Consider the following 17,530-nt stretch of genomic DNA (forward strand, 5'->3'; position numbering starts at 1 on the left):
TTGACCCAATCTACTTTTCTGATATTCGTGTTTTTCTGCACTGTCAGACTGTTTCTCTGACGAGGTATACGATGAAATTTGAACTGGATAAAACCTGTGGACGCGCCCGTCGTGGCCGCCTGGTATTTGAGCGTGGCACAGTAGAAACCCCGGCATTTATGCCTGTGGGAACCTACGGTACGGTAAAAGGTATGACCCCTGAAGAAGTGCGTGCCACCGGCGCCGACATTCTGCTGGGTAACACTTTCCACCTGTGGCTGCGCCCTGGCGAAGAGATCATGCGCAAGCATGGCGACCTGCACGACTTTATGAACTGGCAGCGTCCTATCCTGACTGACTCCGGTGGTTTCCAGGTGTTCAGTTTGGGTGATATCCGCAAAATCACCGAAGAGGGCGTACATTTCCGTTCGCCTATCAATGGTGAAAAAATCTTTATGGACGCTGAGAAGTCCATGCAGATCCAGCATTCTCTGGGCTCTGATGTGGTGATGATTTTTGATGAATGTACGCCATATCCTGCGACCCATGATGAGGCTCGCAAGTCCATGCAGATGTCTCTGCGTTGGGCCCAGCGCTCCCGTGATGAGTTTGATCGCCTGGAAAACCCAAATGCGCTGTTTGGTATTATCCAGGGCAGTGTGTACGAAGATCTGCGTGACGAGAGTCTGAAAGGTCTGCTGGAAATTGGTTTTGACGGCTATGCCGTTGGTGGTTTGGCAGTAGGTGAGCCAAAGGCCGATATGCACCGTGTGTTGGAGCATGTTTGCCCGAAAATCCCTGCTGACAAGCCGCGTTATTTGATGGGGGTAGGTAAGCCAGAGGACCTGGTTGAAGGCGTACGTCGTGGTGTTGACATGTTTGACTGTGTAATGCCAACCCGTAATGCCCGCAACGGTCACCTGTTTACCAGTGAAGGCGTTATCAAGATCCGCAACGCGCGTCATCGTGATGACACTTCACCATTGGACGCCAAGTGTGATTGCTACACCTGTAAGAACTATTCCCGTTCTTACCTGCATCACCTGGATCGTTGTAATGAAATTCTGGGCGCCCGCCTGAACACTATCCACAACCTGCGTTATTACCAGCGCTTGATGGAAGGTTTGCGCGGTGCGATCGAGACAGGTACATTAGATGCCTTCGTAGAAGACTTCTATACCAGTCAAGGCCGCGAAGTCCCTGAATTGGCTGATTAATTTTTTATCAATAAGAAGAGAAGACAATGTTTATTTCAAACGCTTACGCCAACACTGCCGGTGCTGCTCAGACTGGCGGTACCATGGAACTGATTTTCATGCTGGTCATCTTCGGCCTGATCTTTTACTTCATGATCTACCGTCCACAGGCCAAGCGCGTTAAAGAACACAAGAATCTGATGAGCTCTCTGGGCAAGGGCGACGAAGTCCTGACCAGCGGTGGCATCCTGGGCAAAATTGCCAAGATCAGTGATGACAACGACTATGTGCTGCTGAACCTGAACGACAGCACTCAAATCACCATCAAGAAGGACTATATTGCAGCGGTTCTGCCAAAAGGCTCAATCCAGTCGCTGTAAAGCCAAGAGGGCAAAGGTGTGTTAAATAAATACCCCATGTGGAAAAACCTGATGGTGATATTCATTATCGCCGTTGGTTTTTTCTATGCACTGCCGAACCTCTTCGGGGAGGATCACGCCGTGCAGGTAGTGGGCACCCGCGGAGTTGAGGTGACTGCTGCAACCCAGACCCAGATTGATGATCTGCTGACCAAAGATGGTATCGCAGTGAAGCGCTCGGATCTGGAAAATGGTCAATTGTTGGTTCGCGTGCAAAACGCTGATCAGCAGTTGGCTGCCAAAGAAGCGATTGCCAACGCCCTGGGTGACAAATATACCGTTGCCCTTAACCTTGCTCCTGCCACCCCAAGATGGCTGGAGAGTGTGGGTGGTAGCCCAATGAAGTTGGGTCTCGACCTGCGTGGTGGTGTGCACTTCCTGATGGAAGTGGACATGAATGAAGCCATTCGCAAAATGGAAGAGGCCAAGGTTGCTGATTTCCGTAACCAGATGCGCGAAGAGCGTATCCGTTACTCAGGCGTTAACCGCACAGCCAAAGGCATTGAGATTCGTTTCCGCGACGAAGCCAACCTGAACAAGGCTGAGAACTTCCTGAAAACCCGTAACGGTAATGAGATGGTATTCACCGATGTGACCGAAGGCGACAAGTACGCCCTGCTGTCCTCCATGAGTGAAACCTACCTCAAGCAGGTGAAGGAAGAGGCACTGTCCCAGAACATCACCACTATCCGTAACCGTGTGAACGAGCTGGGTGTGGCTGAGCCTGTGGTTCAGCGTCAGGGTGCAGAGCGTATCATCGTTGAACTGCCAGGTGTGCAGGACACTGCCCGCGCCAAGGAAATTCTGGGTGCTACGGCATCTATCGAATTCCACATGGTGGATCAGCGTGCCGATGTTCAGGATGCAGTCGCAGGCCGTGTACCGGCTGGCAGCGAACTGTACAAGCGCCGTAGTGGTGAGCCTGTTGTGTTGTACAAAGAAGTGATGCTGACCGGTGATCATATCACCAGCGCCCAGCCAGCTTTCGATGAGTACAGCCGTCCACAGGTGGCTATCGGTCTGGATGCCAAAGGCGGCACTATCTTCTCCAACGTGACCAAAGACAACATCGGCAAGCCAATGGCGACTTTGTTCATCGAGTATAAAGATACCGGTGAGAAGAACCCTGACGGCAGCATCAAGATGAAGAAGATCGAAGAAGTGATCTCGGTAGCGACCATTCAGGCGCGTCTGGGTCGTAACTTCGTGATTACTGGTCTGACTCACAGCGAATCTCAGAATCTGGCGCTGCTGTTGCGTGCCGGTGCTCTGATTGCGCCTGTATCTATCGTTGAAGAACGTACCATTGGTCCAAGCCTGGGTCAGCAGAACATCGAATCCGGTCTGCAGGCTATGATTTGGGGCATGGTTATCGTGCTGATATTCATGGTGGTTTACTACCGTGCCTTCGGCCTGATTGCCAACCTGGCGCTGTGTGCCAACCTGATTATGATCGTGGGTATCATGTCCATGATCCCGGGTGCTGTTCTTACCCTGCCGGGTATTGCCGGTATGGTATTGACGGTCGGTATGGCGGTGGATGGTAACGTGTTGATTTATGAGCGTATCCGTGAAGAACTTCGCGCCGGTCGCAGCGTACAGCAGGCGATCAGTGAAGGTTACGGTAATGCATTCTCAACCATTACCGACGCCAACATCACTACCTTTATGACAGCCTTGATCCTGTTCGCTGTGGGTACCGGTGCCATTAAAGGCTTTGCGGTTACCCTGATGATAGGTATCGCCACCTCCATGTTTACTGCCATTGTTGGTACTCGCGCTATCGTGAATGCCATCTGGGGTGGTAAGCGTGTGAAGAAACTGTCGATTTAAGGGAGACGACTGTCATGATGCAATTAACCGCATTTAAAAATACCATCGACTTCCTGAAGCACGCCAAGGTCATTGCTGCCCTGTCTGTGCTGCTGACAGTGGCGTCTGTTGTGTGTCTGGCTACCAAGGGTATCAACTGGGGTCTGGACTTTACCGGCGGTACCGTAGTTGAGCTTGAGTTTTCCAAGCCCGCCGATCTGCCCGCTCTGCGTGCCAACCTGACAGCGGATGCTGTTAAAGGTGCCGTGGTACAGAACTTTGGCTCTACCCGTGACGTACTGGTACGTTTGCAGGCCAAAGCTGATATCAAGAGTGATGTACAGGTCGCTGAAGTGATGGCTGCTGCTCAGAAGATGGATTCAAGCGTGATTCAAAAGCGTGTTGAATTCGTTGGTCCTCAGGTAGGTAAAGAGTTGGCAGAGCAGGGTGGTCTGGCGGTACTGGTCGCATTGATCTGTATTCTGATCTATGTGTCATTCCGCTTTGAATGGCGACTGGCTGCAGGCGCTGTGGCGTCTCTGGCTCACGACGTTATCCTGACTCTGGGTCTGTTCTCATTGTTGCAGCTGGAGTTCGACCTGACTGTTCTGGCTGGTGTGCTGACGGTAGTGGGTTACTCTCTGAACGATACCATCGTGGTATATGACCGGGTGCGTGAAAACTTCCTGAAGATGCGTAAAGCAACTGCCTATGAAGTGATCAACGCGGCCATTACCCAGACCATGAGCCGTACCATTATCACCACAGGTACCACGCTGATTACAGTAGTGGCTCTGTTCCTGAAGGGCGGCACCATGATCCACGGCTTCGCGACAGCTTTGCTGATGGGTATCCTGTTCGGTACTTACTCTTCTATTTATGTGGCAAGTTACATGGCTTACAAGTTGGGTGTAAACCGTGAGCACATGATGCCAGTGGAAGTAGAAAAAGAAGGTGCAGATCAGCCAAACATTATGCCTTGAGCTGAAAAACACTGACTAGAAAACGCCTGCATTCGCAGGCGTTTTTTTTATCTTTTTGTGAAACGGCTGAAATCCCCATAAACAGTGGGTGTTCGGGGACTTTGTTTTTTTTGAGCATAGGTTAATCAATGGATTGCTACTTGACACAGCAACAGCTTTGGGGATGATGAGCACTGCGGTAAAAGTGAGCAGGATAGCCATGGAAGAACGTAAATGTTTAGTGGCCGGGGGGAACTTGCTTCAAGCCCATACCTGGAAGGGGCTTTTGGAGGCCTGTGGTATCCCGGTTGAACTCAGAGGTGAAGCTCTGATGGGGGGCATTGGTGAGCTGCCGGTAGATATGCAAACGGTTGAGCTCTGGGTCCCTGAGTCCAGTATTGATGCTGCGAAACAGCAGCTGTGTCAGTTACAGGCCGAACAGCCCAAGTGGCAATGTGTCCAGTGTCAGGAGTGGAACGAGGCCAGTTTTGAGCTGTGCTGGAACTGTAGCGCTGAGTGTTGTGAACGTCACAACGACTAGTTCAGTTGCCTTTGAGTAGACCTTCAAAATCTTAATGGCGTCAACGCGATAGCCATTATCTTTTTGGTGTTGGCTTATTGCCCGCGCCACATTCCACGCATTACACTGTAGTTCCGGTCACCAGTGAGGAATGAGCTGTGCAGCATAACCCCGGATTTGAAGCCCTGGTCAATACCATTCGACCCGGCATAGTCGAAATCACCATTGAAGATTACCAGGCTGATGATGCCTGGCAGCTGGTTGATGTCCGCGAAGACAGAGAATGGCTCAAAGACCATCTGCCCCGCGCCGTCCACCTCGGACGGGGTATTCTCGAACGGGATATTGAAACCCGTTTCCCCGATAAAAGCACTCCCTTGCTGCTGTACTGTGGTGGCGGATACCGCAGTGCTCTGGCGGCTCACAACCTGCAGTTAATGGGCTACACCAAGGTGGCCTCGCTGGTGGGAGGATATAAGGCTTGGGTGCAGCGTTTACTGCCTCTGGTTAAAGACTGACAAGGACGATTTGAATGCAGTACTTTCCCCTGTTTGTTGATACGCAAAAGCTGAAGGTGCTGATTGTCGGCGGTGGGGAAGTGGCCGCCCGCAAACTTGATCTGCTGGCCCGCACCAACGCAGAGATTAACCTGATTGCTCCAGAGGTTATTGAGGAGATATTGCTCAGAGCCGAAAAGGAAGAAGTCAGGGTTCAGACCCGTGCGGCACTGCCTGAGGATATGCCGGGGTGGGATCTGGTTTACCTGGCTACTGACAGCGAATCATTGAACCTCAGGCTGGCAGCGGCAGCTAAAGAAGCCGGTGGCCTAGTGAATGTGGTAGATACTCCCCGGGCCTGTGATTTTATTACTCCCTCCATCGTTGACCGGGGGCGCATGGTGGTCGCCATCAGCACTGCTGGCGCAGCTCCGGTATTCGCTCGCCAAATCAGGGCTAAACTTGAAGCTATGTTGCCCCAGTCGCTGAGCCCCTTACTCAATTTTGTGGCCTCGCGTCGTGATGATGTGCAGCAAAGGCTACCCTCAGGTAAAGCGCGTCGTATCTTCTGGGAACGCTTTTTTCAGTTTAACGGTGACCGCTTCGACAGTCAGACAGAGCTTTGCTATGACCTGTCATTCAACAATGTGGCTACTCAAGGGGAACTATTACTGCTGGAAACCGACATTAACCCTGAGCTTCTGCCTTTGGCCGTGGTGCCTCTGTTGCAGCGATTGGATGCCGTCTATGCTGAATGTGAGATACCTGAAGCCCTGAACGAACTGCTCAGGCGTGACGCCAGCCGCGGCACATTGCCTAAACTCAGTGAGCTTAGCCAGCAGTTGCAACGGGGAGAGAGGTTGCTGGTTTATGCAGACAAGGCCTGTATTGATTCCCTCAGGGCACATTTTCCTGAAGCCCGGTTTTTGCAGCCCGGGGCGCTCTAATGCGTCAGGATTGACATGCAGTGCAGGCCTGATACCCTGCGCCCACACTATTATTCCGGAGCCTGTTAATGGCACTTAAAGCCACTGTATTTAAAGCTAATTTGCAAATCGCTGACATGGACAGACACTATTACCATGATCATGGCTTGACCTTGGCGCAACACCCTTCAGAAACCGACGAACGCATGATGGTACGCCTGCTGGCCTATGCCCTGAATGCTGAAGAGGGATTGGAATTCAGTAAGGGACTGTGCGTTGATGATGAGCCCGAGCTTTGGCTTAAGGAGCTGTCCGGTGAAATTCGTCTTTGGGTCGAGTTTGGCGAGGCTGACGAGAAGTGGCTGCGCAAGGCTGCCGGCCGCGCCAAGCAGGTGAAACTGTATGCCTATGGTGGCCGCAGTGTGCCTGTGTGGTGGCAGAAAAACGAGTCAGCCTTCAGGCGTTATCAGAATCTGGAAGTGTGGAACTTCCCTGCCGATCAGGTGAAAGCATTGGGCGGTTTGGTCAGTCGTACCATGCAGCTGAACTTCTCGGTAAGCGATGGTGAGATTTATGTCTCCAACGGCGTGGATACTGTGCTGGTCACCCCAGAAAGGCTTCAATAGATTATACAAAAAGCCCGACTACATAGCCGGGCTTTGCTTTTTCAGCGTAATTACTGCTGGGGCTTGTGAGCCATTAAGCCCTGATAACCTAGACCGTTAAAGGTATTGGTATAACCTTCGGCGATAAGGGCTTTCTGGGCCTGACCACTGCGGTTGCCACTGCGGCAATAGAGCATCACATCTGAATCTTTACCGATATTTCTGGTGGCAAACTCTTCTACGACCTGGGGCAGTGGAATGTTAATTGCGCCTGGCAGGTGACCCTGAGCAAATTCTGCCGGGGTTCTTACATCGACTATCAAAGCGCCGTCGGCAATATGATTCCATGCCTGCTGATAAACCTTATCATTTGCCTGGACTACACCGCTGAGCAGGGCGAAAAGAAACAGCACAGGTGCCAGAATCCGCGTGCAGAGTGTCTTGGTTGAAAGCATGTCAATTCCTTCTGATAGAAAGTTCAATTTTGGATTCTACGCCTAATTTAATTATCAGCATAGTTATCTGTTTGAATCAGGTAAAAACAATTTAAAACAGATGGTTATACCCCCTGTGGCTGACTCAGCGGCTATTTATCTCTTTAGGATATAGCCAGGCATAATACAGAAGTGGAATCACCACCAGGGTTAATGCCGTGGAGACCAGAATGCCGAAGATCAGGCTGATGGCCAGACCGTTGAATATAGGGTCATCCAGAATAAACAGGGCTCCGGTCATGGCAGCCACCGCCGTCAGCATAATCGGCTTGGCCCTCACTGCTGAGGCTGACACGACTGCCTCGGCCAAAGCGACTCCACGCTCCTGTTGCAGCTTGATAAAGTCCACCAACAGAATGGAGTTACGCACGATAATCCCGGCCAACGCTATCATGCCTATCATAGAGGTCGCGGTGAATTGAGCGCTCAGCAGGGCATGGCCCGGCATCACCCCGATAATGGTCAGGGGAATAGGGGCCATTATTATCAGTGGCACCAGATAGGAGCGGAAGTGTGCCACTACCAACAGGTAGATGGCGATCATGCCAACCGCGTAGGCTATACCCATATCCCTGAAGGTTTCATAGGTGATCTTCCATTCTCCATCCCAGAGTACCGCTATTTGGTCCAGACCTGATGGCTGCTGGATATAGTGCTGTGACATGGTCGGGAACTTGTGTTCAAGTCCGCTGATAATATCGAACATACCATACAGGGGGCTGTCCAACGGCCCGGCCATATCGGCTGTCACCATGATCATGGGGACCATATTTCTGTGGACGATTTCCCGCTCGATAAAGCCTTTGTCGATATGGACCAGCTCCGCAATAGGCACAGGCCCTTTGGTGCCTGTCAACGTCATATTAAGCAGGGCATCCAGATCCATCTTGCTGCCCTCCTGCAGCTCCAGCCTGATGGGAACCGGGGTTTTCTGGCCATCCAGATGCAACGTCCCCGCGTCTTTTCCGCCCACAGAAGTCGCAACAGCATCAACCACGCTGGCATAGGATACTCCCAGCAGGGCGGCACGCTGACGGTCAATGCGAACCTGCCATTTGTGCTGTCTGGCCGGAACCATAATGTCTATGTCCACGACATCCTTTGTTGCTCTGAATTGAGCCTCTACTTCCTGTGCCGCCTGTTTACGGATAGCCGGGCTCGGACCATAAACCTCTGCCACTATGGGGGACCAAACCGGTGGACCCGGCGGCACCTCCACGACTTTGACCGCCGCATTGTGCTGTTTTGCTATCTGGCTTAGCTGAGGCCGCACCGCCAGAGCGATCTCATGACTTGCTCTGTCTCTGTTGTGTTTGTCATGCAGGTTCACCTGAATATCGCCCAGCTCAGGACTTTGCCGCAGGAAGTAATGGCGCACCAGGCCATTAAAGTTCATGGGCGCTGCTGTGCCAGCGTACTGTTGCAGATCTTTGACCTCCGCCACTGTCAGCAGATAGTCAGCCATCTCCCTGAGTACCCGCTGGGTATCTTCAAGTGGAGTCCCCTCTGGCATATCGACTATGACCTGGAACTCAGATTTGTTGTCGAATGGCAGCATCTTGAGTACCACATGTTTTGTCAAAGGAAGGGCAAGCGCCAGCGCGATCAGGCTTATCACACCCAGTCCCAGCAATGTGCGGGCTTTACGGCCATCTCTTCCGTTCAGGAATGGGCTCATCAGCTTGCTAAATAGCCTCTGGAGGCGAGGGGCTTTGCCATCTGTGTCATGAGGCGGCTTTTGGTGCCGCTTAAGCAGCTTCTCCGCCAGCCAGGGAGTAATGGCGAAGGCTATTACCAAAGAGATCAACATGCCCATACTGGCGTTAATGGGGATAGGACTCATATAGGGGCCCATCAATCCCGATACAAACGCCATGGGCAGCAGGGCGGCAATCACGGTAAATGTCGCCAGAATGGTTGGGCCTCCCACCTCATCCACAGCGTCTGGGATCAGCTCGCGCAGCGGTTTATCTGTCATCGACATATGACGATGAATATTTTCAACCACCACAATGGCATCATCTACCAGAATTCCGATGGAAAAGATCAATGCGAACAGCGACACCCGGTTAAGGGTGAACCCCCAGGCCCAACTGGCAAACAGGGTTATTGCCAAAGTGATGATAATGGCGATGCCGACGACCACAGATTCTCTCAACCCCATGGTCAGAACCACCAACAGCACGACTGCAGCCGTGGCGAATATTAATTTGAAAATGAGGGTATTGGATTTGTCTGCCGCGGTTTGGCCATAGTCACGGGTAATCTCCACCTTGATATTGTCCGGCAGCAGGATATTGTTAACCGCGTTTAATCGTTCGCGCACGGCCAGCGCAATATCTACGGCATTTTGTCCAGCCTGCTTGCCAATGGCTATGGTCACTGCCGGAAAGGTGCCGTGTTGGCCTGTGTAATGCACGTTATTGTCAGGAATATCTGCCGCCAGTGTGATATCGGCAATATCACCAAGATAAACCGGCTGCTCCCGGCCGGATGGATCCGGCAACACAGCTACCAAAAGCTGCTCCACATCTGCCTGGCTATGAAGGAACTGCCCCGCCTGCACCTGAATAACCTGATTATCCTGAATCAGAGAAGCTGGCATGGAGATCAGGTTATTGTTTTTCAGGCTCTGGCCTATTTGGTCAAATGACAGGCCATAGCCCATCAGTTTGGCCGGATCTATTCGAACATTGAGTACCAGTTGATGTTGACCCAGGGTATAAACCTCCCGGGTGCCGGAGATGCGTTTGAGCTCAGTTTCCAGGTTCTGTGCGACCCGGGTGAGTGCCGACGCTGTGACGTTGGGATCCTCGCTCCACAGGGTGAGATTAACAATGGGCACATCATCTATTCCTCTGGGTTTAATCAATGGTTCTCCAACCCCTGCCGCCGCAGGCAGTTTATCCATATTGGAGTAAAGCTGGTTATAAAGGCGGACTATGGCTTCTGATCTGGGCACGCCAACGTCGAATGCAACAATAAACATGGCACCATCCGCCCGGGAGAAGGAGTAGAGGGTATCAATATCCCGGATCTGGGAGATTACCTGCTCGGCGGGCAGAGTGACCAGTTGCTCTACCTCTCTTGGCGTTGCGCCGGGAAAAGGGACAAACACATCGGCAAAGGTCACGTCGATTTGGGGTTCTTCCTCTTTCGGAGTGACCAGTATGGCAAACAAGCCCAGCAGGAGACCCAGGATGGCCAGCAGTGGCGTAATAGCATTGTCTAAGAACAGCGCCGCAACGCGCCCTGAAATGCCAGAATGAGCTGTCTGTTTGTCCATTATGGTGCCCTCTGCTTAAGCAGTGCGTCATAGGCATTGAGGGCAATCACATCCCCCTTCCTCAGCCCGGCAAGAATCACTACCTGATCAGCCTGGTTCTCTCCCACACGGACCTGAGTCAACAGGAACTTGTCTCCCTGCTTCAAATACACAGCGCTGAGTTCGTTCTGGGTATACAGGGCACTTTGTGGAACGAGTACCATAGGCCGTTTCTCAATAACAAAGCTGGCTTTAGCCATGGTTCCCGGGGCCATATCCGGAGTTTGTTCAGGGAAGGGCACCCTTACTTCAAAATTGTGGCCGACAGCAGAAGCGAAATTAAAGATCTGAAACTTGTCCAGTTGAAAACGGCGACCATCGTCAAGTGCAATATTGATTTGTGAGTTGTTCTTCAGTGCTGGCAGGTACTGCTGGGGCACCATTAATACTGCACGCATCTGATTTAATGAATAGCCCGATAATAAAGCTTGTCCGGGAGCAACGGCCTCACCGATTTCAACGTGGCGCTGGGTCACAATACCGGAAAACGGCGCGTACACCTGGGTGTAGGCGACAGACTCCCGGGCTTTTTCAACCCCGGCTTTAGCAGCTTCCACTGCCCCTTGAGCATTTTTGGCCTGTGCCGTGACTCTGTCCATCTCCCCCCTGGATACTGCTCCCTGTGGAAACAGATCGCTGAATCGTTGCAGCTGCGCCTGAGCATCTGCATTAAGGGCATTGGCCCGGGCGAACTCAGCTTCAGCAGCGGCCAGTGATGCTCCCTGCTCAATTGAGGTGATCTCCAGCAGGCTGGCGTTGGCCGGGACTTTATCGTTGACGTCGTAATTGATATTGAGAACACGGCCTGATGTTTGCGCAGACACAGTTGCTGCCTTTACCGGCTCTATGGTGGCATCCAGTGTCAGATATCGGTTCTGTGGAGTCTGAGTGATTGTCAGGGTATCAACAGCTTCAGCAGCTAGGCTGTTGCTCGACAAAACCAAGCCAAGTGCTATGGCACTGAAAGTCCGTTTTCTTCTGATCATGGAGAATCTCTAAGTAGGGTAAAAATCAATCCATGAGAAAATTCTAATGAAAGTGGGCGTAAAGAACAATATATCCATTAAAAAAATCTAATAAATAATCTTATTCACTCATAAAGATAGTATTAATATGGTGGGGACGCCGGGTAGATATAGAAAGGCCGGAACAACTTCCGGCCTTTGGATTCATTTCGACTCAGTCTGTCAGGTAATAGGTGAGGGTCGAGACTACTCTGACTTTTTTGATGTAAGGTGTGTTACTGTCTCTGTCTGTGATGATGAATTGACCCTGACTGGCGGTTTTGATTTTACCCAGCTTTGAGTCTGAATCCCGGGCAAACTTTTCAGCGACCTCTCTGGCATTGCGGGTGGCCAGTTGGATCATTTCAGGTTTGATTTCGTTGAGGCCTGTAAACAGATACTCCACCCGGCTTTGATAATCGTCCGTAGAGATGGTGATGCCTTTCTCCAGCAATTGGGTCAGCTTGCCTCTGCTGAGACGCACCTGCTCAACATTGTTGGTATAAACCGATACTGTTGATTTGGCGAAATAGCGGTATCTGACATTGGGGTCCACATAGCCGCGGGCCTGTCTGTCCTCGATATTGGGCAGCGACACTGTGATCTCGTCATCTTTAAAACCAAGGGCTTTCAGAAAACTGACCACAATCTGGGTTTTGGCTTCAACGTTGCGATACAGACTGCCAAGGTCATTATCGACTTCAGTAAACTGTATCGGCCAGATAGCAATATTGGCATTGACCTCTTGTTCTGCCAGGCCTTTGACATTGACCGTGCGGTCCATCGATTTCACCTGCAGCAGAGTATCGCTTGCCAGCCAGGCTGCACCCAGTAACCCGGTCGCCAGCAATACCCCGAGGATGAGTGCGGAAAGAGGGGACGAAGATCTCATCATTGCTCCTTACGAAGATACTTTGGCTTCACTCTACTCCCGCTAACTCTTTGGGACAAGAAAACAAAACGCCCCGCAAAGGCGGGGCGTTGAATGCTGAATCAGCTTAACTTAAAGCTCCAGGCTTAGAAGCTGTAGCTGTACTGCAATGAGATGTAGTTGGCACCAGTGTTGGTAACTGCGTTCAGCTGACCAAACAAAGACTGCTCGCTCAAATGAGTTTCTTCACCCATTACATGGGCAAAACCAAAGTCGACAGAGGACTTGGGAGTCAGGTGATATGTCGCACCCACAGATACCCACTGACGGTCAGAGTCAGGAATAGAGATAGACTGGATATCATCCACTACGCCCTGGTCATAAGCGTAACCGGCGCGCAGGGTCCATTGATCATTCAGGGTGTAGGTACCACCAACACTGAAGAACCAGGAGTCTTTCCACTGATAAACTTTCAGTGGCTCATCAGGGCCGTGCAGGTCCACAGAATCGAAGTTACTCCACTGGGTCCACTGTGCTGTGTATGACAGGGCAAACTGTTCGGTCAACTGGTGGAAACCGGCAAACTGAGCGATATCTGCCATAGGCACAGTCAGCTCTTCGTGGTCCGCCAGAGGTTGAGTTGGGTTAGCCAGTTTCTTCAGAGTGCCTTCCACTTTCATATCCGGGCTGAAGCGGTAGCTCAGACCGAAGCGGTTATTGGCATCCAGCTCATAGGTAACACCTACGATACCGCCGAAACCGATACCATCAGCTTCAACATCGACCACATTCTGACCGCCACGGGTCAACACGCCTTCACCGTGGATAATGTCCAGACCGGCACCTACACTCCACTGCTCATTGATACGGGCAGAGACACTGGCGTTGAAGTTGATTGTAGTCACTTCAGTGTTACCAATCAGGTCAATTGGGGCCAGTGCTTTGCCAGCAGTCAAATCAGTTGTATCTGTACCTGTGCCATAGTTGGAGAATACGCCCAGACCGAAGGCGAAGGTATCGTTGATTGGCTGGATATAGAAGGCGTTTGGAATAATCTTGCCTTCCGCAGCGTTATCCAGACCACCGTATTCAACAGCGATTGGTTGGCCAGTTAATGGGTTCTTGGTATGCAAAGAAGCATCTTTGATCTCGGCAGTAACATCGGCATAGGTGATACCCAGAGACAGAGCTTTCTCATCGAACATCGCCATGGCGGCAGGGTTACGGGCCAGTACTGAGGCGTTGTCAGCGATAACGGCGTCACCAGCGAAGGCGCGGCCGATACCTGTGGCAGACTGGCTGTTCAGCTGGAAACCGGCAGCCATTGCTTGAGAGCTCGCAGCTGTAATTGCTACGGCCAGAATTGTCTTGTTGAAGTACTTCATTATTATCTTCTCTTCATATTGGAAGCCGGTCTTTGCCCACTCCCCTTAATATTGCCGCGTATGGTATGGATGCGAGGGGATTCCAACAACTCCGACCAGAGCTGAAAAAGTGTTAACTAAAGGTTAATTTGGTGGCTTGTGCTGGGCTTGGTTCTGATGCTGGATATAGCTGTTGAGGTCTGACCTCAGTGATGCCAATGATTACAGGGAAAGGACTGGTTGATGCATTGGTTGCGTGATTGTGATTTTGGTCGTTGCGTTTTGATACAAAAAATGGCGTACAGGTGTACGCCATTTACCAAAAACCTTGATTTTAAAGTAATTGCTCTAGATTTTTGAAGGGTTAGTCGTCTTTAATCTTTGATTCGTTCAACGAATCGGTCAAAGCCTGAAGTGACAGCTGCATTGGGTTTGCTTAACAGACTGATCCCCCAGCCTGCCAGTGAGGCAAACAGGAATCCGGGTACCATTTCATACATGTCGAAGATGCCGCCACTGAGCTGTTTCCAGACAACCACAGTGACAGCGCCAACAAGAATGGTTGCTATGGCACCATTGCGACTGAAACCTCGCCAGAACAGAGACAAGATCACTACCGGGCCAAATGCGGCGCCGAATCCTGCCCAGGCATAGCTGACCAGCTCCAGCACACTGCTTTTGGGATCCAAAGCCAGCACGCCGGCGATAACTGCAATGGCCAGCACGCCGATTCTTCCAACCCACAAAAGTTCGGCATTCTGAGCCTGGGGACGAACCCATCTGCGGTAGAAATCTTCAGTGATCACACTGGAGCAAACCAGTAGCTGAGAGTCGATGGTGCTCATGATAGCTGACATAATAGCTGCGATAAGTAAGCCGGCCACCCAGGGGTTAAAAGCGACCTGAACCAACTGAATAAAGACTGTTTCTGAGTTTTGCAGCGGTGTCTGGTAGAAGTAAAGGTGGCCCGCGAACCCTACTCCCAGGGCGCCAATCAAGGCCATCAACATCCATCCCATGGCAATATTACGGGATGTGGGAATGGCAGCATCGGACTCAATAGCCATAAAGCGGGACAGAATATGGGGCTGACCAAAGTAGCCCAGTCCCCAGGCCATTAATGATACAAAGCCCATAAGGGTCATGGACTCAGGCATCAGGTGCAACATCTCAGGTGTAATACTGTCTATCGCTCCCTGAGACTGAGGTTCAGAGAAAATAGTCACAGGGACAATGATAAGTGCAATCAGCATCAGGATCCCCTGGAAGAAGTCAGTCCAGCTCACTGCAAAGAAGCCACCAATAAAGGTGTAAGACACAATAATGGCCGAACCTATCAGCAGCGCGGTGACATAATCCAGGCCGAATACCTTTTCGAACAATATGGCGCCGCCCACCATGCCGGAAGCAGAGTAAAAGGTGAAAAACAGCAGAATAGTTGCGGCTGAGACCAGTTTGAGAATCCCTTGTTTATCGTCCAGTCTGTGTTCAAAGAACTCAGGCAGGGTCAGGGCGTTGTCAGCCATCTCGGTAAAAATACGCAGGCGACGGGCAACAAACAGCCAGTTAAGCAAAGCACCGATAAGCAGGCCGACGCCAATCCATATCTCTCCCAAACCACCCAGATAAACCGCACCGGGTAAGCCCAGCAGTACCCAACCGGACATATCTGACGCGCCGACGCTCAACGCCGTGACTGCCGGCCCCATCTTGCGGCCGCCCAAAATATAGTCGTCTACTGAATCCGTGGCTTTGTAGGCCCAAAAGCCGATTGCCAACATTAGTACTAGATAACCGGCAAAGGTTATCAGGATGGGAGTTTCAACTGTCATGATGACCCCATAAGAATTTTTGTTCTGGTGAGAAATAGGTGTTCCCGACACACGAGGGTCTGTTGACCTTTCATGGTTGAATTTTGCTCGAGATAGACGCGCTTTAATCACGACGCAAGGTGTGCCGCCTAGTGGGCCTAAGCAAATACCTTGCAACAAAGAGTAAAGCGCGTATAGCCGAGCCCTTCGGGCAGCGTTTGTCGTCGCTTTCTACTGCATTAACGCTCATTTATGTAGAACAACTACACCGCAATCGCGTTGCTTTGTATAAAACAACGACAAAGAGCTGCAAAAACCATCTTCAAAGGTCAACAGACCCTATTCAACAAGCAAAAATGATATTGGCTGCTTGCCCGGTGTCGCAATCTGTTGGGGTGACCCCAATCACAAATGCAAAACAGGACGCGATAGGCGTCCTGTTTGAAGGGGAGGGATTTTAGTTTTAAATGAAGCTTTGATCCAGCTCTTGTCGGGCAAACTGCAGATCCTGTTGGTTTTCACCTACAAGCAGCAGGAAAGCGTCGCCTTTGGAAAACCCAAGTCCTTTAAAGTGGTTGTCGGCAAACTGGCTTTCCAGTGCCATACGCTCCTCAGTAGGGACAATAAACAGCGTTACCTTGCCATTTTCGCCCTGCATGACCAAGTGAAGGCTGCGGACACCCTGAAAATCACAATAAGTACTGTAAAAAATCTGGCCCGGCTGTGAACTGAATCCCTTATCATTAAATCCCTTCAGCGACGCCAGCTGAGCATTAATCTGATTAAAGCTGATATCACCATGGGCGCTGAGTGCTTTAGGTTCATGCAGTACGTGGGCAATGGCGTGTTCACTCAATTCAATGGGGGCCATCCGCCAGGTGGCATAACCCACTCCCAGTACCATGGCAACCGATGCCGCCATGGCCATCATAAAGGAGACGGTTTTCTTTTGCTGTCTGTGGTTTGACAGTTGCTGATTCAACAGCAGTTTATCTGCCAGGTCATCAGGTACATCCAGACTCATCGCTTGTTCGAGCTTGGCGTCCAGCTTATTCAGGTCTTTCAGAAACTGCTGACGCTCGGGTGTTTCTTCGCTGGCCTGGATAAAATCGTCATCCCGGCTTTGTGGGTCAGCATAAGCCCGGCGGCGAAATTCTAATTCATCCATTGGATTGACCTCTGATCTCGGCGCTTTCCAACGCGTCTTTCAATTGATTACGTGCCCGAAACAGTCGGGTCATTACTGTATTACGATTCAGCTCGAGCATCTCGGCAATCTCATCGCCGCTGAAGCCCCCAATGATCTGTAATACCAAAGGCTCGCGATACTCAGGTTCCAACCTGGAGATATGCCTGCGGATAAGATACTGCTCGGCATGCTCCTCTGTACTGGGGCTATAGGAGTCTGCAAGTGTATCCTGCTCAACATCCGAGTAATCAAACTGCTTGCGCTCAAAACGGCGGGCATTTTCACGTCGCAGTATGGTGATCAGCCAGGCCTTGGCGGCCTTCTCATCCTTCAGGGAATCCAGTGATTTCCAGGCGCGCAGAAAGGTTTCCTGAGTTATATCTTCAGCCACCTGCTTATCTCCGCAAAGCCAAAAGGCATAACGGAAGATATCCTTGTGCAACGCCCGAACCAGGCTGTCGTATCGTCTTTGTTTATTCAGCATGTCAGATTTGACCGACTGCTCAGACTTTTTCTTTCGCCAGTTTGTAAACATTTTTTATCGGCGCGATGGGAT

General features: G+C 51.2%; 16 protein-coding genes. 8 read left to right on the forward strand and 8 right to left on the reverse strand.

Annotation, left to right across the window (positions count from 1 at the left end; genetic code table 11):
* The first annotated feature begins 71 nt into the window (after positions 1–71).
* From tgt to L2725_RS16445, 8 genes are all read left to right on the forward strand, one after another.
* The gene (tgt, locus tag L2725_RS16410; protein WP_115134820.1) at positions 72–1,196 is read left to right on the forward strand and encodes a tRNA guanosine(34) transglycosylase Tgt; all 1,125 of its coding nucleotides are present in this window, start codon (positions 72–74) and stop codon (positions 1,194–1,196) included.
* 26 nt (positions 1,197–1,222) lie between these two features.
* Positions 1,223–1,555 (forward strand): preprotein translocase subunit YajC, encoded by a 333-nt coding sequence (gene yajC, locus L2725_RS16415; protein WP_115134819.1) that lies wholly within the window; start codon positions 1,223–1,225, stop codon positions 1,553–1,555.
* 18 nt (positions 1,556–1,573) lie between these two features.
* Positions 1,574–3,427 (forward strand): protein translocase subunit SecD, encoded by a 1,854-nt coding sequence (gene secD / locus L2725_RS16420; RefSeq protein ID WP_249249924.1) that lies wholly within the window; start codon positions 1,574–1,576, stop codon positions 3,425–3,427.
* Positions 3,428–3,441: 14 nt separating this feature from the next.
* On the forward strand, positions 3,442–4,389 hold the full coding sequence (gene secF / locus L2725_RS16425; protein WP_248937819.1) for a protein translocase subunit SecF: 948 nt from the start codon (positions 3,442–3,444) through the stop codon (positions 4,387–4,389).
* 199 nt (positions 4,390–4,588) lie between these two features.
* On the forward strand, positions 4,589–4,909 hold the full coding sequence (locus L2725_RS16430) for a putative signal transducing protein (protein ID WP_115134816.1): 321 nt from the start codon (positions 4,589–4,591) through the stop codon (positions 4,907–4,909).
* 137 nt (positions 4,910–5,046) lie between these two features.
* A complete protein-coding gene (locus L2725_RS16435) occupies positions 5,047–5,406 on the forward strand; it encodes a rhodanese-like domain-containing protein (protein WP_249249926.1) in 360 nt (119 codons plus the stop codon).
* Between the two features lie 14 nt (positions 5,407–5,420).
* Positions 5,421–6,332 (forward strand): precorrin-2 dehydrogenase/sirohydrochlorin ferrochelatase family protein, encoded by a 912-nt coding sequence (locus L2725_RS16440; protein ID WP_249249928.1) that lies wholly within the window; start codon positions 5,421–5,423, stop codon positions 6,330–6,332.
* A gap of 68 nt (positions 6,333–6,400) precedes the next feature.
* Entirely contained in the window at positions 6,401–6,937 is a 537-nt protein-coding gene (locus L2725_RS16445; protein ID WP_248937815.1) for a YaeQ family protein, read from the forward strand.
* A gap of 50 nt (positions 6,938–6,987) precedes the next feature.
* On the opposite strand, the gene L2725_RS16450 is transcribed toward L2725_RS16445, so the two are convergent.
* From L2725_RS16450 to L2725_RS16490, 8 genes are all read right to left on the reverse strand, one after another.
* Positions 6,988–7,371 carry a rhodanese-like domain-containing protein gene (locus tag L2725_RS16450; protein WP_249249930.1) on the reverse strand — a complete coding sequence of 128 codons (384 nt, stop codon included), beginning with the start codon at positions 7,369–7,371 and terminating at the stop codon, positions 6,988–6,990.
* 124 nt (positions 7,372–7,495) lie between these two features.
* Positions 7,496–10,696, reverse strand: coding sequence for an efflux RND transporter permease subunit (locus L2725_RS16455; protein ID WP_249249932.1), 3,201 nt, complete (start codon positions 10,694–10,696; stop codon positions 7,496–7,498).
* Positions 10,696–11,721 carry an efflux RND transporter periplasmic adaptor subunit gene (locus L2725_RS16460; protein WP_249249933.1) on the reverse strand — a complete coding sequence of 342 codons (1,026 nt, stop codon included), beginning with the start codon at positions 11,719–11,721 and terminating at the stop codon, positions 10,696–10,698. Before L2725_RS16460 ends, L2725_RS16455 begins: the two co-directional genes overlap by 1 nt.
* A 193-nt stretch (positions 11,722–11,914) precedes the next feature.
* Entirely contained in the window at positions 11,915–12,631 is a 717-nt protein-coding gene (locus tag L2725_RS16465) for an SIMPL domain-containing protein (protein ID WP_115134809.1), read from the reverse strand.
* A gap of 125 nt (positions 12,632–12,756) precedes the next feature.
* Positions 12,757–13,995, reverse strand: coding sequence for an OmpP1/FadL family transporter (locus L2725_RS16470; protein ID WP_249249934.1), 1,239 nt, complete (start codon positions 13,993–13,995; stop codon positions 12,757–12,759).
* 353 nt (positions 13,996–14,348) lie between these two features.
* Complete coding sequence (gene putP, locus L2725_RS16475) at positions 14,349–15,806, reverse strand: sodium/proline symporter PutP (protein WP_249249935.1); 1,458 nt, start codon at positions 15,804–15,806, stop codon at positions 14,349–14,351.
* A gap of 442 nt (positions 15,807–16,248) precedes the next feature.
* Complete coding sequence (locus L2725_RS16485) at positions 16,249–16,953, reverse strand: DUF3379 family protein (protein WP_249249936.1); 705 nt, start codon at positions 16,951–16,953, stop codon at positions 16,249–16,251.
* Complete coding sequence (locus L2725_RS16490; RefSeq protein WP_248937806.1) at positions 16,946–17,509, reverse strand: sigma-70 family RNA polymerase sigma factor; 564 nt, start codon at positions 17,507–17,509, stop codon at positions 16,946–16,948. The genes L2725_RS16485 and L2725_RS16490 overlap by 8 nt, the downstream gene beginning before the upstream one ends.
* Between the last annotated feature and the right edge of the window lie 21 nt (positions 17,510–17,530).

The organism is Shewanella corallii, from assembly GCF_023349125.1.
Taxonomy (GTDB): domain Bacteria; phylum Pseudomonadota; class Gammaproteobacteria; order Enterobacterales; family Shewanellaceae; genus Shewanella; species Shewanella corallii.